15 protein-coding genes are annotated in these 14,169 nt (G+C 67.2%); 7 read left to right on the forward strand and 8 right to left on the reverse strand.

The window, feature by feature from the left end; genetic code table 11:
* Positions 1-81: 81 nt before the first annotated feature.
* The 4 genes from fliQ to cckA are packed head-to-tail and all read left to right on the forward strand — an operon-like array spanning position 82 to position 4,286.
* Positions 82-345 (forward strand): flagellar biosynthesis protein FliQ, encoded by a 264-nt coding sequence (gene fliQ, locus ACQY72_RS11880; RefSeq protein WP_017505641.1) that lies wholly within the window; start codon positions 82-84, stop codon positions 343-345.
* A complete protein-coding gene (gene fliR / locus ACQY72_RS11885) occupies positions 345-1,118 on the forward strand; it encodes a flagellar biosynthetic protein FliR (protein ID WP_428153778.1) in 774 nt (257 codons plus the stop codon). Before fliQ ends, fliR begins: the two co-directional genes overlap by 1 nt.
* Entirely contained in the window at positions 1,111-2,241 is a 1,131-nt protein-coding gene (gene flhB / locus ACQY72_RS11890) for a flagellar biosynthesis protein FlhB (RefSeq protein WP_428153779.1), read from the forward strand. Before fliR ends, flhB begins: the two co-directional genes overlap by 8 nt.
* A complete protein-coding gene (gene cckA, locus ACQY72_RS11895; protein ID WP_428153780.1) occupies positions 2,238-4,286 on the forward strand; it encodes a cell cycle histidine kinase CckA in 2,049 nt (682 codons plus the stop codon). The genes flhB and cckA overlap by 4 nt, the downstream gene beginning before the upstream one ends.
* Before the next feature lie 276 nt (positions 4,287-4,562).
* On the opposite strand, the gene ACQY72_RS11900 is transcribed toward cckA, so the two are convergent.
* The 3 genes from ACQY72_RS11900 to chpT form a co-directional block, all read right to left on the reverse strand.
* Complete coding sequence (locus ACQY72_RS11900) at positions 4,563-5,378, reverse strand: CheR family methyltransferase (RefSeq protein WP_428153781.1); 816 nt, start codon at positions 5,376-5,378, stop codon at positions 4,563-4,565.
* Complete coding sequence (locus ACQY72_RS11905) at positions 5,375-5,752, reverse strand: response regulator (protein ID WP_159846751.1); 378 nt, start codon at positions 5,750-5,752, stop codon at positions 5,375-5,377. Before ACQY72_RS11905 ends, ACQY72_RS11900 begins: the two co-directional genes overlap by 4 nt.
* Before the next feature lie 93 nt (positions 5,753-5,845).
* Positions 5,846-6,517 (reverse strand): histidine phosphotransferase ChpT, encoded by a 672-nt coding sequence (gene chpT, locus ACQY72_RS11910; RefSeq protein ID WP_428153782.1) that lies wholly within the window; start codon positions 6,515-6,517, stop codon positions 5,846-5,848.
* Between the two features lie 95 nt (positions 6,518-6,612).
* Between chpT and cysQ the strand changes: the two genes are divergently transcribed.
* Positions 6,613-7,440: a 3'(2'),5'-bisphosphate nucleotidase CysQ gene (gene cysQ, locus ACQY72_RS11915; protein ID WP_428153784.1), complete on the forward strand. Its 828-nt coding sequence runs from the start codon at positions 6,613-6,615 to the stop codon at positions 7,438-7,440.
* A 4-nt stretch (positions 7,441-7,444) separates the two neighbouring features.
* Here cysQ and ACQY72_RS11920 read toward each other — a convergent pair whose 3' ends face one another.
* Together ACQY72_RS11920 and ACQY72_RS11925 are read right to left on the reverse strand one after the other, a co-directional pair.
* The gene (locus tag ACQY72_RS11920; RefSeq protein WP_428153785.1) at positions 7,445-8,659 is read right to left on the reverse strand and encodes a hypothetical protein; all 1,215 of its coding nucleotides are present in this window, start codon (positions 8,657-8,659) and stop codon (positions 7,445-7,447) included.
* A 111-nt stretch (positions 8,660-8,770) separates the two neighbouring features.
* The gene (locus tag ACQY72_RS11925; RefSeq protein ID WP_428153787.1) at positions 8,771-9,109 is read right to left on the reverse strand and encodes a hypothetical protein; all 339 of its coding nucleotides are present in this window, start codon (positions 9,107-9,109) and stop codon (positions 8,771-8,773) included.
* A gap of 213 nt (positions 9,110-9,322) precedes the next feature.
* On the opposite strand from ACQY72_RS11925, the gene ACQY72_RS11930 reads away from it, so the two are divergent.
* Positions 9,323-9,991: an OmpW/AlkL family protein gene (locus tag ACQY72_RS11930; protein WP_428153788.1), complete on the forward strand. Its 669-nt coding sequence runs from the start codon at positions 9,323-9,325 to the stop codon at positions 9,989-9,991.
* Between the two features lie 35 nt (positions 9,992-10,026).
* Here the strand turns inward: ACQY72_RS11930 and ACQY72_RS11935 are convergent, their stop codons facing one another.
* Both ACQY72_RS11935 and ACQY72_RS11940 read right to left on the reverse strand, forming a co-directional pair.
* Entirely contained in the window at positions 10,027-11,658 is a 1,632-nt protein-coding gene (locus tag ACQY72_RS11935) for a peptide chain release factor 3 (protein ID WP_428153789.1), read from the reverse strand.
* Between the two features lie 31 nt (positions 11,659-11,689).
* Positions 11,690-13,288 (reverse strand): hypothetical protein, encoded by a 1,599-nt coding sequence (locus tag ACQY72_RS11940; protein WP_428153790.1) that lies wholly within the window; start codon positions 13,286-13,288, stop codon positions 11,690-11,692.
* Between the two features lie 199 nt (positions 13,289-13,487).
* Here ACQY72_RS11940 and ACQY72_RS11945 point away from each other — a divergent pair, with 199 nt between their 5' ends.
* A complete protein-coding gene (locus tag ACQY72_RS11945; RefSeq protein WP_428153791.1) occupies positions 13,488-13,634 on the forward strand; it encodes a hypothetical protein in 147 nt (48 codons plus the stop codon).
* 19 nt (positions 13,635-13,653) lie between these two features.
* On the opposite strand, the gene ACQY72_RS11950 is transcribed toward ACQY72_RS11945, so the two are convergent.
* Positions 13,654-14,028 (reverse strand): hypothetical protein, encoded by a 375-nt coding sequence (locus tag ACQY72_RS11950; protein WP_346494473.1) that lies wholly within the window; start codon positions 14,026-14,028, stop codon positions 13,654-13,656.
* Positions 14,029-14,169: the final 141 nt, after the last annotated feature.

Here is a 14,169-nt window from a genome sequence, read left to right on the forward strand (position 1 = left end):
CCGCGTCGAATCCACGTTTGGTTAGCGGCCTGTTAACCATCCTGTCGGCATTTTCTGCCCAGTAGTTTGCGGGAGCAGCCGATGAACGGCGCGGAAGTTCTGGACGTCGGGCGCGACGCCATCTGGCTGACGATACAGTTGTGCCTGCCGGTGCTGCTGGTCGGGCTGGTGGTCGGCGTGGTGATCGGCCTGTTTCAGGCCCTGACGCAGATCCAGGAACAGACCCTGATCTATGCGCCCAAGATCATCGCCATCTTCGTGTCCCTGATCCTGTTCCTGCCGCTGATGGGCGCCCTGTTGGGCGGCTTCATGCGCCAGATCGCGGCCCGCATCGCGGGGATGTAGTGGAGGCGTATGCGACCGCCGATCAGGTCTGGGCCGGGGGACTGATCTTCGCCCGGATCGCGGCGATCCTGATGCTGATCCCCGGCTTCGGCGAGGCCTATGTGCCGCCGCGCGTCCGGTTGTCGCTGGCCCTGGTCATCAGTCTGGCGCTGTGGCCCGTGGTGCGCGGATCGCTGCCGGGCCTGCCCGACAGCGTGGGGCTGATGGTCGGATGGATCATCCGCGAGGTGGTCGTCGGCCTGATGATCGGCCTGTTGCTGCGCATGTTCATGACGGCCCTGTCGACGGCGGGCGAGATCGTGTCGTTGCAGACGACGCTGAGCTTTTCGCAGACCGCCAACCCGTTGCAGGCCATGCCGGGCACGACCATCGCCGCCTTCCTGACCCTGTTGGGGGTGACGCTGCTGTTCGCCACCGACACCCATCACCTGTTCATCGCCGGCATGGTGGGATCCTATCGCCTGATCTCGCCGGCCCAGCCGCTGGTGATGGCGGACTTCACCCAGATGGCGGTGCGGACGCTCGGCGACAGCTTCATGCTGGGGATCCAGCTGTCGGCGCCGGTCCTGGTGTTCGCCCTGATCTTCAACCTGGCATCCGGTCTGGTGGCGCGGGTCATGCCGTCGTTCCAGGTCTATTTCGCCGCCGCGCCGTTGAGCGTCATCCTGGGCTTGTCGATCTTCGCGCTGAGCCTGGGGGCGCTGGGCACCATCTTCATCGACCGCTACCGCCGTCTGGCGGAGTATTTCGTGTTCGGAGGCCCCAGTGGCTGAAGGCGCGGATCCCGAGTCGAAAACCGAAGAGGCGACCCCGCGAAAGCTTGAGGACGCCCGAAAGAAGGGCGATTCCGCCAAGTCGCCCGACGTCGCCCAGGTGCTGTCGCTGGCGGGGGCGGCGGCGGTGATCCTGATGGGCGGGGGCTGGTTCGCCTCGTCCATCGCCGAACAGATGCTGCCCTTCATCGCCGCCCCGCACGAGATGCTGGGCACGCTGAACTCGGGCGCCGGCAACCAGATCATGGTGCGCACCGTCTGGGCCATCGCACCGTTCCTGGGGGCGGTCATGCTGGCGACCATCCTGGGCGGGGTCGGGGGCAATCTGGCGCAGTCGGGCCTGATCTTCACCGCAGAGAAGCTGAAGCCGAAATGGTCGGCGGTCAGTCCGTTGCAGGGGTTCAAGCGGATCTTCGGACCCGACGGCCTGATGCAGTTCGTCAAGACCTTCCTGAAGCTGATCGCCGTCTGCGTGGTCTGCTGGATGGTGCTGAAGCCGCACCTGCGCGAGTTCGAGAATATGGTCTCGATGAGCCCGCTGGCGATCCTGCCGCTGGCGCGCGACATGGCCGTGTCGCTGTTCTTCGCCTCGATTCTGTTGCTGGGGGCGACGGCCGGGGCCGACTTCGTCTGGCAGAAGATGCGTTTCGCCAAGCGGATGCGGATGACCAAGGAAGAGCTGAAGGAAGACTACAAACAGTCCGAGGGCGACCCGCACATCAAGGCCAAGCTGAAACAGATCCGCATGCAGCGCGGTCGCCAGCGGATGATGGCCAATGTGCCCACGGCCACCGTCATCGTGACCAACCCGACCCACTATGCGGTCGCGCTGCGCTATGAGCCGGATCAGGGCGACGGGGCGCCGATCTGCGTGGCCAAGGGCGTCGATGCACTGGCGCTGCGCATCCGCGAAGTGGCGACCGAGCACGGTGTGCCGATCGTGGAGAACGTGCCGCTGGCGCGCGCGCTCTACGCCACGGTCGAGGTGGACGAGATCATTCCGCGCGAGCATTTCGACGCTGCGGCAAGATCATCGGCTTCGTCTTCCAGTCCAGAAAGCGCCGGTAAGGGTGCGTCAGGATTTGAGCGTATGATCTGGCCACTGATTCGCGAGGCTGCATGACGTCCACCCGACGCCCTTCGTTCGATCTTCTGTCGGCCGTGATGGCGTTCGGCGTGGTGGCGGCCATCGCCGCCCTGGCCTATCCGGCGTTTCGCGACAATCCGACCTCGGCGCCGGGACTGGTGCTGATCCTGACGGTGGGGATGATTGCGCTGATCGGCCTGTTCGGTTTCCGCCGGGCCGCCAACGCCAAGCCGAGTATCGACGCCGCCATCGAGGTGCTGGAGGCCATGGCCGAGCCGGCGGCGCTGGTGTGGGATTCAGGACAGATCCTGGCTTTCAACGCCGCCTGGGCCGAGGCCAACGGCGCGACGGGCGCCCTGCCGCGCGGCAAGTCGGCCCAGGCCCTGTACATGGCCTTCGCCCAGGCGCGCAAAGGCGAGCCGGGCCGCGCCATCGTCATGATCGGCGCGCGCGAGATCGAGGTCGTGATCGGTCAAGTTGGCGACAGCAGGACGGGGGAGGGCCGGTTCCTGATGCGCGCGGCGCCCGACGCGGTCCTGCCCATCGCCTCGGCGCCCGTCCATGCGCCCGCCGCCGCGACCGGCGAGGCCCGCGCCATGGCCGCCGGGGCGCCGTTCGGCTCGGCCGTCATCGGCGGCGACGACCTGTTCTCGGGCCGCGCGGAGGAGGCCAATCCGGCCCTGGCCGTGCTGACCGGTCCCGGCGCGGCGCGCGACGCAGCCTTTGGCCATCTGTTCGATCCGGGCGGCGTCGCCGAGGCACGGCTGAAGCTGGCGGCCGGGTCTTCGGGTCCGATCGAGCTGATCGCGCGGGCCTATCCCGACAAGATGTTGCACCTGTATGTGGCGCCCGAGGGCGACAAGCGGCGGATCTGGCTGTTCGACGTGTCGGGCCAGAAGTCGATGGAGCTGCAGCTCAACCAGGCCCAGAAGATGCAGGCCGTGGGCCAGTTGGCCGGGGGCGTGGCGCACGATTTCAACAACCTGCTGACCGCGATCCAGCTCCAGCTGTCGGGTCTGCTGGAACGGCACCCGGTGGGCGATCCGTCCTATGAGGGGCTGAACGAAATCCGCCAGACGGCCATCCGCGCGGCGGATCTGGTTCGCAAGCTGCTGGCCTTCTCGCGCAAGTCGACCGTTCGCCGCGAGCGGCTGGACCTGGGCGAACTGGTGGGCGAGTTCGCCATCCTGCTGCGCCGTCTGCTTCGCGAGGACGTGCGGCTGGAAACCGATTACGGCCGCGACCTGCCGGTGGTGCTGGCCGACAAGTCACAGCTGGAGACGGCGGTGATGAACCTGGCCGTCAACGCCCGCGACGCCATGCGCGGCGTGGTCGAGCCGGGCGCCGGCGTGGTCACCATCGCCACGCGCCGCCTGACGGGCGACGAGGCGCGGGCCCTGGGCTGGGTCGATGCGCCGACCGACGAGGTGGCTCTGATCGAGGTGTCGGACACCGGCCCCGGCGTGCCGCCGGAACTGGTGGACAAGATCTTCGAACCCTTCTTCACCACCAAGGCGGTGAACGAGGGCACGGGCATGGGCCTGGCCACCGTCTACGGCATCGCCCAGCAGGCGGGCGGCCATATCACCGTCAGCAATATCGAAGGCACCGGAGCGGCCTTCCGCATCTTCCTGCCGGCGGCAGGCGAAGCGGAGCTGGCCGAGGTTCTGCCGGTCGAGGTCAAGGTCAAGACGCCGCGCGACCTGTCGGGCGCCGGCCGTATCCTGTTCGTCGAGGACGAGGACGCCGTGCGCGGCATCGCCGCCCGCCTGTTGCGCCAGCGCGGCTATGAGGTGATCGAGGCCGCCGACGGCGAGGAGGCGCTGTTGCTGGCCGAGGAACATGCGGGCCAGATCGACATGATGATCTCGGACGTCATCATGCCGGGGCTGGACGGTCCGTCGCTGCTGAAGAAGGCGCGGCAGTATCTGGGCGATGCCCCGGTGATGTTCATCTCGGGCTATGCCGAGAGCGATTTCTCGGACCTGTTGCAGGACGAGGTCGGGGTGTCCTTCCTGCCCAAGCCGCTGGACATCAAGACCCTGGCGGAACGGGTGAAGCAGGAACTGCACGCGGGCTAGAGCCATCGGCGCTTGAGTTGATGGGGGCCTCGGAGGGGTTCATCACAACGGGCGCGACGAGGTCACGGCGAACACGACGAGACCGAATACGCGTCGGCTCCTTTCAACTTCATGCCCAGGCCGTTGATCGATCTGCGGCTTCGCCGCCGCAGGCCATCAAGACGTTCCGAACCGGACACGGCTCCGTCGTGTTCGCGTGACCTCGTCGGATCGCTGTGACGAACCTTTTCTGAGTTATGCTGATGCGTTGGTCGGTCTGACTCAGCCGCCGAATGTTCAGGCGGCGCGGCGAAGCGCCGAGGGCGCCTTTACATACAGGCCGCGGCGGCCGTTGACGGCGCGGAAGGCGACGGTCTCGCCTTCCAGCTTTTCGTCCGCGCCCAGGAACAGGCAGCCGTCGTCGACCAGGCGCCGTTCCAGCCCGTCCAGCAGGCGAGCGCGCCGCGTCGGCTCCATGTCGGACAGGACGTTGCGGCAGAAGATGACGTCGAACCGCGCGTCGTCGGTGGGTTCGTCCAGCAGGTTGGCGCGGCCGAAGCGCACGGCGTCGGCCAGCTCGGCCTTGACGATCCACTGGTCGTCCATCGGTTCGAACCAACGCAGCATGGTCTTGGCCGTCAGGCCGCGCTGAATCTCGAAGCCGGTGTAGAGGCCCGAGCGCGCCTTTTCGATCGCGCGCGCCGACAGGTCGGTGGCGACCAGATCGACATCGACCCCGACCTCCATCGCGGTCATGGCGATGGACCAGGCCTCTTGCCCCGTCGAGCAGCCGGCCGACCAGACCTTGATCCGCCCATCGGGCCGCGCCTTGGACAGGGCCGGTAGCAGTTCGGTTTCCAGGATGCGGAAGGGTGTGCGGTCGCGGCGGAACCACGTCTCGGCGTTCAGCAGGGCCTCGATCACAGACCAGGCCAGTGAGGCGACCGGATTGGCCCACAGGTTCGACAGCAGGGCCTCGACATTGGCGTAGCCCTCGCGCCGCGCGATCGGTCCCAGTCGGTGTTCGGCCAGGTGGATGCGATCCCGCGACAGCCGATAGCCGGCGCGGGTGGCGAGAAGGGACTGCAGCTTGTCGAAGTCCTCTGGGGTCATGCGGCGATCGCTCCGACCTCCGTCAGCTTGGATTGCAGGATCTCGCCGTCGAAAGGCTTCATGACATAGTCGTCGGCGCCGGCGGCCAGAGCCTCAGCGATCCGCTCGGGGCGGGTCTCGATCGTGCAGAACAGCACCTTGGGTCGTTTGCCGCCCGGCATGGCGCGCAGACGACGCAGGAAGGTGATGCCGTCCATCACGGGCATGTTCCAGTCCACCAGCAGCACGTCGGGCATGGCGCCGGTGCAATAGGCCAGGGCCTCGGAGCCGTCCGCAGCCTCGTCGACCTCATAGCCCAGGCCCTCGACGATGCGACGCGCAACCTTGCGGATGATGCGGCTGTCGTCGACGATCAGGCAGGTTCGGAAGTCCAAGATCGATCCCTCAAAGACACGGCGGCTTTCGCCGGAGGCGCATGGACCCTTTTTATCTCAGACGCCAGTTAATGAGTCGTTGGGAATTGGAAATCAGGCGGGCATTCGGGCGATCAGGGAGACCTTGCCGTCTTCAACCTTGACGCGTAACGCCCCGCCGGCCTCTTTGACGGTCAGCCACAACCAGTAGGGTTGGATCCACTGTCCGGCCAGGCCCTCGGTCAGGCGCTCGCCGGCCAGGCCGACCACGGCTTCGGGCTTTAGCCGGGCGCGGGCGCCCTCGGCGAACCCTTCCAGATAAAGCCAGCCGTCTTCGGTGCGGGACTGGATCACGGCGACGCCGCCCATCGGCAGGGCGCCGACCGTCAGATAGGCGAGGTTGGTCAGGGCGCGGGCTTGCGGCTTGGTGAACTCCCCGTCGGCGATGCGCCAGTCCAGCGAGGCGCGACCGCCCTGGACCATGTTGGAGACCAGGCCTTCGATCTCGCGCGCCGTGAACCGTTCGCTGGTGGTGGCGGCGCCGAAGGCGACGCGGGCGAAATGGACCAGGGCGACCATCTTCCTGGCGCTCTGTTCGATCAGGGCCAGGGCGTCGTCGCGCATGTCCTGGGCGGTCGGATCCTGCATCAGGTCCAGGCCGGAAACGATGGCGCCGGAGGGGCTGATGAAGTCATGGCACAGCTTGGCCGCGATGTAGGCAGCCAGCTCCGTCCCATCGACGGGAAGGTCCAGCGGAGCGGCGTCTGCGTCGTGGGTCGGGGTCATAGGTCTGGCGCGCTCAGGTCACAGTTCGTGTCGCGCGCGAAGTTGGAGTGATTTGCCGGTTCATGGAACCGCCCGGATGGTCTATCGACCCGCCAATGACGACCTCCTCCACAACTGTTCTTGCGCGCGATCTGAAGTCCGGCGCGCTTTCCCTGGCCATCGCCGAGATCGCGGAGGAGGCCGCGCGGCTGATCCTGCCCTATTGGCGCGCGGGCACGGCGGTCGAGACCAAGTCCGACGACAGCCCGGTGACCCAAGCCGATCGCGCGGCCGAGGCCCTGATCCTAGAACGACTGGCGGCCCTGTATCCCGGCGTCCAGACGGTGGCCGAAGAGGCGGTTTCGGCGAACGGCGCACCCGCCAGCGCCGAGGAATGGTTCTGGCTGATCGATCCGCTGGACGGCACCCGCGGCTTCGTGCGCGGCGGCGAGGCCTTTACGGTCAATATCGCCCTGATCCATGGCCAGCATCCGGTGGCGGGCGTGGTGACGGCGCCGGCGACGGCGACGACCTGGCGCACCGACAAGCCCGAGGGCGGCGCTTTCCGGCGTCAGTTCGGCGCGCTCCAGGCCGGCGAAGCCCATGCGGGCGAGGACTGGCGCCCGATCCGGGTGCGCGACCGTCCTCAAGAAGGCATGGCCCTGTTGAGCCACAGCGTCACCGACGAGGAGGCGACGCGTTTAGCGGCGCGTCACGGCTGCTCGCGCTGGCAGGGGACGGATTCGTCGCTGAAATTCTGCCTGATCGCCGAGGGGCGGTTCGACGCCTATCCGCGCACCGGCCCGACCTCGGAATGGGACACCGCAGCGGGTCAGGCCGTGCTGGAAGCCGCTGGCGGCCGGGTGTTGGCCGACGACGGTCAGCGTCTGGCCTATGGCAAGACCAAGTTCCTGAACGGCGCCTTCGTCGCCATGGGCGGCTGAAGCCTCAGGCGTTCAGCAGAGCCTCGGCCCGGTCGGCCAGGGCCTCGACGCCCTGTTCGCGTGCGGTCATGGCGGCCTCGGCCAGGATCAGGCCGAGATCGGCAGGGACCGCGCCGCCCAGACGATGGCGGGCCTGCATGATCTCGGCCATGCCGATCTGGTCGGCGGCCCAGTCCAGCGGCGTCGCCGTCGCCATCCGCGCCCGCAGGCGCGTTTCCAGCGTCATCAGGGCGGTCAGGTTCTTGACCGCTTCGGCCAGAGCGACCTCGCGCGCGATACGACGTTCGCGAACCAGGGCGCCGATGATCAGTTCGTGGCCCTGCGTCAGGGCCTCGGCCTGGGTCAGCAGCATCAGCGGTTGGGCGTCGTCGCCGACGCGCAGCACCTGAATCGCGGCCCAGTCCAGCGGGCTGTGGTCGGGCGTGAACTGGTCGGCGGCGGCGTCGAACATGATCCGTCCCTGGGCGCGGGCCTCTTGATGTCCCGCGATGGCGGCCAGCGCCGACAGGCCGGCGCCGCACAGGGCTAGGGCGCGGGCGCGGGTCAGGGGGCGATGATCCGGCGAGGCGGTCTCGACCAGGGCGCCCAGGTCGCGACCGGCCTGATCCAACAAACGCACGTCACGCTGGACCACGCCCATCTCCAGCGACAGGGCCGCGCGGTCCATCCGCAGGTCCATGTTGTGCGTGTCGTCGCTGCGCACCGCTGCGTCCATCAGTACGGCGGCGTCGGACAGGCTGGCGACATCGCCGCTTAGCCGGGCGGTTCGGACCTTGAGCCGGGCGTGCAGGGCGGCCATGCCCGCCGCGATGCGTCGGCTGCGCGGGCGACCGACGGCCGCCAGGGTGGCCAGCGCCCGGTCCAGTCGCGCGGGATCGCCGCACAGGTCGAAACGCAGCATCAGCACCGCCGCCTTGTCCATGGCGGCCAAGGCGACCTGATCCTCGCCCACGGCCGTGCGCGCCAGGCTGTCGGCGCAGCGTTCGGCGCGCTCCAGGCTGTCGGATGCGCCGCCGCGCCGGGCATGTTCGCGCCAAAGGGCGCAGGCGCGGTGCTCGGTTTCGAAGGGGCGGGCGCAGGACACGCGGCCTGAATCGATCGTCTCGCGCCGCGCCTCGGCCTGCAACAGGTCCACACCGATCAGCTCGACCCAGCCCAGGTCTTCGCTCTCACGCGCCTGGGCGAAGAGTTTTCGAAGATCGCGGCCGAATTCGAACATGCGCTGAACCTCTGTTATCCCGCTTCGGGACGCAGACTGCGTCTCTCGGGGCGTTCAATGCAAACGCAGCGCCGCGAAAGCGGTTCGACTTGGCCGTATCCCCGGTTTTCGTCAGTCCAGGTTCGGCGTCTTCTGCTGACAGCGTTGCAGGGCGGCCCGCGCCTCGGGCGCATCGCCGTTCAGCAGCCGCACAGCCGCGATACGCGCCCGCGTCTGGTCCGCCTCGGCGGCCGGCGCCGCCTTGCCCGCCGCCGTCGCCGCCTGCATCGCCGCCAGCGACCAGTAGAGGGCTGCATCGTACAGCCGCCGCCCCTGCGCGCTCTCCCCGCCCTCAAGCTCAGACGCCGCCTGGGTCAGCCCCGCACAGCGCACGGCCTCGTCATACGAGACTAGGCCCACGGACGGGGTGGCCTGCGCCAGGCTTAGCGCCATCAGGGTCGTCACGATCATTCAAACCTCCACGACGCGCCTGGCTCGTTCGTAAGCCACACAACCACGTCATGATGACGTGGAGAAGGCCGAACACGACATGGCGAGCGTGGCCTATGCCGAACGGCGGCGTCATCCGGCTGGGGCCTGTCGGCAGGCGAAAGATGGTCGAGATCGCGCGACGGTGAGGCCCTGAGACGGTCCGCGTCGGGTCGTCATGAATCGGAGATCGCCTTGCCCGCCCTTAAGCGCCTCGTCTGCCTGTCCAGCGCCGTCATCGCCGCCGCGACCCTGTCGGTCGGTTCCGCCGCCGCCCAGTCGTCGCAATGGTCGCCGCCGCGGGCGGGCGACGTGTTGGTCACCGGCCGCGTCACCAGCGTGGCCCCTGCCACGGAGGACGGCATCTTCACCGCCGCCGGGACCGACACCGGTCTGAACGTCGATGTGTCCGACGACGTGATGCCGACCCTGGGCTTCACCTATTTCCTGCGGGACAATCTGGCGGTCGAAGCCATCCTGGGCGCCACCCGCCATACGATCCACGCCAGGGGCAATGGGGCGAACACAGAGGTTCACGAGACTTGGGTCCTGCCGCCGGTCGTGACCTTGCAGTATCGGCCCCTGACCACGGGTCGCATCAGCCCCTATGTCGGGGCCGGCCTGAACGGCATGATCTTTTTCGACGGCCAGGATCGCAACGGCTTCACCGTCGATCTGGACGACGGCCTGGGCTATGCCTTGCAGGCCGGGTCGGACATCGGCCTTCGCGGTCCGTGGAGCCTGAACGTCGATGTGAAGAAGATCTTCTTCAATACCCAGGCGGACATCAACGGCGGAGCCTTGCGCTCGGACGTCGATCTGGATCCGCTGGTCGCGTCGATCGGCCTGACGCGCAAATTCTGATCGTGCAGGCCTGATGCCGAAGGAGGGGGGCGGGGTCAGCCTCGCTCCTTCGTCTTGGTGAAGGCGATCTTGGGGAAGCGTTCGCCGACGTAGCCGGTTTCCCAGCTGGATTTGGCCAGGAAGACCGGGGCCTGGTCGATGTCTCGGGCCATCTGCGGGCGGTATTTGCCGCTGAAGTCCTCGATTTCGGCGTCCGTGCCGCCGATCCAACGGGCCTCGGCGTAGGGGGACGGTTCGAAGATGACGTCCAGGCCGTATTCCTCGCCCAGGCGGTCGGCCATGACCTCGAACTGAAGCTGACCCACGGCGCCGACGATGAAGTCCGAGCCGATCTCGGGGCGGAACAGCTGGGTCACGCCTTCTTCGGCCAAGCCTTCCAACGCCTTCTTCAGGTGTTTGGCCTTCAGCGGATCCTTGACCCGCACCCGTTGCAGGATCTCGGGCGCGAAGTTGGGCAGGCCGGCGAACCGGACCACGCCGCTTTCCGACAGGCTGTCACCCACGCGCAGCACGCCGTGGTTCGGGATGCCGATCACGTCGCCGGCGAAGGCGTCGTCGGCCAGTTCCCGGTCCGAGGCGAAGAACATGATGGGGGCGTTGACCGACAGGGACTTGCCCGTGTTCTGGACCTTCAGCTTCATGCCGCGCTTAAAGGCGCCCGAGGCCATGCGGAACATGGCGATCCGGTCGCGGTGGTTGGGGTCCATGTTCGCCTGGACCTTGAAGACGAAGCCGGTGACCTCGTTCGCGCCAGGCTCGACCACGGTCTCGACCGGGGCTGGGGCGTTGCGAGTCTCGGGTGGAGACTCCTTTTTGGCCTTCATCGTCTTGGGCGCCGGGGCCCAGTCGCCGATGGCCTTCAGCAGTTCGTCAATGCCGAAGTGGCGCAGGGCCGAACCCCACAGGACGGGCGTCATGTGGCCTTCCAGGAAGGCCTGACGGTCGAAGGCGGGATAGCCGCCCTCGACCAGTTCGACGGCCTCGGCGAGGTTGTTCTGCTCCCCCGCTTCGAAATACTGCGCCGCCTGGTCCAGCGGCAGGGCCTGTGGGTGATCCGGGTCTTCGGCGGAGCCGGCGATCTTGCGGGTATAGGGCTGGAACCGGCCGGTGCCGACCTCGACCATGCCGCGCAGGCGATTGCCGCTCTCGGCCGGCCACCAGATCGGGGCGGGGTCCAGCTGAAGGCGGGACGCGATGTCGTCCAGCAGGGTCATCGGATCCTGGGCCTCGCGGTCCAGCTTGTTGATGAAGGTGATGATCGGAATGTCGCGCAGGCGGCAGACCTCGAACAGCTTCAGCGTCTGCGGCTCGATCCCCTTGGCGGCGTCCAACACCATGATGGCGCAGTCGGCGGCGGTCAGGGTGCGATAGGTGTCTTCGGAAAAGTCCTCGTGCCCCGGCGTGTCCAAGAGGTTGAACATCTTGCCGTCGTGCTCGAACGTCATGACCGAGGCGCTGACGGAAATCCCGCGTTCCTTCTCGATCTTCATCCAGTCCGAACGCGTGCGCCGGTTCTCGCCCCGCGCCCGCACGGCGCCGGCCGCGCGAATGGCGCCGCCGGCCAGCAGGATATGCTCGGTCAGGGTCGTCTTGCCCGCATCGGGGTGGGCGATGATGGCGAAGGTCCGGCGGCGCGCCGCTTCTTCAGGCAAGGTCAATGAGGACATGGCGCGCGACTACCCCGCCACGCGCCGAAAGTCACTCGCTGGCGGGCGCCGGGGCGGATTCGGGTGGGGTTTCCGGCTCGGCTTCCGGTTCGCTGATCTGAGGCGCGTCGGCGTCTTCCGTGATCTCGGGCAGATCCTGGCCTGCTTCGATGGCGGCGATCAGACGACTGGCGAAGGTCGAAGCGCTGCCGCCGTGGGGATTGTTGGCCAGAGGCTTCAGCACCCTGACCGCCTCTTCCTTGTCGCCGGTTTGCACAAGGGCGTCGGCATAGGGGAATCGCACCGCCGCCAACTGAGGGGCGCGATCCAGCGCCAACCCCATGGTGAGGAGATCGTTCTCGTTGGGATAGCCTGGCTGGGTCCGACGAAGCTCGGACAGCAACATCAGGGTGCGATAGTCGTTCTGGCCTGCCGAATAGGCGCGGGCCAGATAGCCGCGCGCCTCAACGCGCAGAGCCTGGGCCTGATCGTCGTTGTCGGCCTCACGGGCCTGCTTCAGTCGATCCTCCGCCAGGAACTGCAAGGCCTCGACGTGATCGGGATCGAGCTCCAGCAGGCGTTGCAGCGCCCGTTCGCCTGCGGGTCGATCACCGAAGTGCAGGCCGGCATGACCGGCGGCCAGAAGCGCAAGGGGGTCGTCGCCATGTCGGGCCGCCAGTCGGGCGACTTCCTGGCCGAGAGCCTCGCGATCTTCGTCAGGCACGCCGATCTTGAGCCGCTGGTTGATGAGCAGAAGATCGTCGGCGGCGGGAGACAGGCGCGTGACGACGATCTCGGCCGTGGGGAACTGGCCGCTGATGCTCCTGCCGTTCAACCGACCACGCGTATAACGCCGCAGCGCCGCCTGAAGATCGCGCAGACTCATGCCTGTGGCGGCTTCCATCGCCGGCACGGAGTCTTCGCCGCGTGCAAGCCGCGCCAGATAGTCCTGAAGCTGATCCTGTCGCGCCGGATCGCTGACGAACCAATGGGTCAGCAACCAGGCGATCGGATAGTAGGTCGCCTGCTGACTGTCGGATCGAACTTCGCCAGGCCGCTTGGTCAAGAGGACGTCCAGCGGGATCCAGTTTTCCGCCATGATCCAGTAGGCGCGGTTCTGATTGTATTTGCCCAACACGACTTTGCGTTCGCGAACGTCGATGTCGGCGGTCATATAGTATTCGGCGAAGCCCTCGACGAACCAGGCCGGGTAGGAGCCGGGGAAGTTGCCCAGCATGAAATGGTGGGCGTATTCATGCATCAGGATGTCGTCGCCCGAGACGCCGCCGGAGCCGTCGCCCCGCACCGCGACTGCGAAGATGTCCTCTTCGGTCGGGAAATAGGTGCCCATCGTGTTGGCGCCGCTTTGAGGATGCACCCGCGTCAGACCTCGGCGGTTGCCGACGAGATAGATCGGCATCTTGCGCGGCGGTTCGGTGGTGATTGCGGTTCCGGTGCGGAACTGCATCACGCGATCGAAGATCTCCAGCTTCTGGACATAGTCCCTAAGCGCGCGCTCGCCGCCGTCGCTGTAGACGATGAAGCGCTCGCTTTCGGCCCGCAGCCAGTCGGCCCGCGCCGGCTGTGGGGCGGTCGCCAGCACGAAAGCCCCCACCGCCGCGGCGGCGCAGGTCAAAAGCCTAGAATTCATGAAATCGCCCCTGAACATCCCTTGGGCGCGAAGGTGCAACTTCGGCGCGCCGTCGTCCAGCGAGAGGTTCAGGAAAAATAACCCCTCGCCATCAGGGGATATTGGAGTCATGCTGCGGTCTGGAGGAGACGATCAGGCCGTCAGAGTCCGACGCTCCCCTCCCGGATCGATCCGGGATCATAGGGAAAGGACAAAGACGATGGCTGTCATCCATCCTCAAGACCGTATCGCCCATACGCCGCGCGAGCATGCGCCCCTTCATCCGGCCTTGGGGCTGGCGGTCGGGTTCGGCTTTATCGTGGTCGTGGCGACGTTGGTGCACGTGATCTTCAACGCGGTCATCTGACTGCGTTTTCGGGCTGCGATCAGGCGGCCAGGCGGTTCCAGACGGCGCGGTCGGCCGAGACCGCGTCGAGGCGACGGCCCTTGGCCTGAAGCTGATGCATTACCTGCTGCGGCAGGGCGCAGAATCGCGGCTCGACCAGGTCGGGATTGCAGGCGACGGCCGGGGCGGCGAACAGGGCGGCGTTCACGTCCGGGCTGCGCTGGGCGATCAGCCAGGCCAGGCGGCGCGCGCGCTCGGGATCGTTGCGGTGAAGCAGCGGATCTTCGGCGAACAGTTCGCAGCCCAGTTCGAGCACATAGTCGAACTCCAGCTTCTCGAACCGGCGCGTGTCGGCGGGCGTGGCCGGGCAGGCCTCATCCAGGTCGAACACGACATCGTTCAGAAGAAACAGCATGGGCGATACGCTCGACTGGCCGGACGCGAGTTCGTCCGTAAGCTCACAATAGGCGCCGCCGCTTGCGGTCCCGTTCACGGACGCGGTTAAGAGTTTCTGACCAGGGGCGGAGCGCGCCGCCGCGCTCTTTCGACGAAAAGC

Source organism: Brevundimonas sp., from assembly GCF_965279155.1.
GTDB lineage: Bacteria > Pseudomonadota > Alphaproteobacteria > Caulobacterales > Caulobacteraceae > Brevundimonas.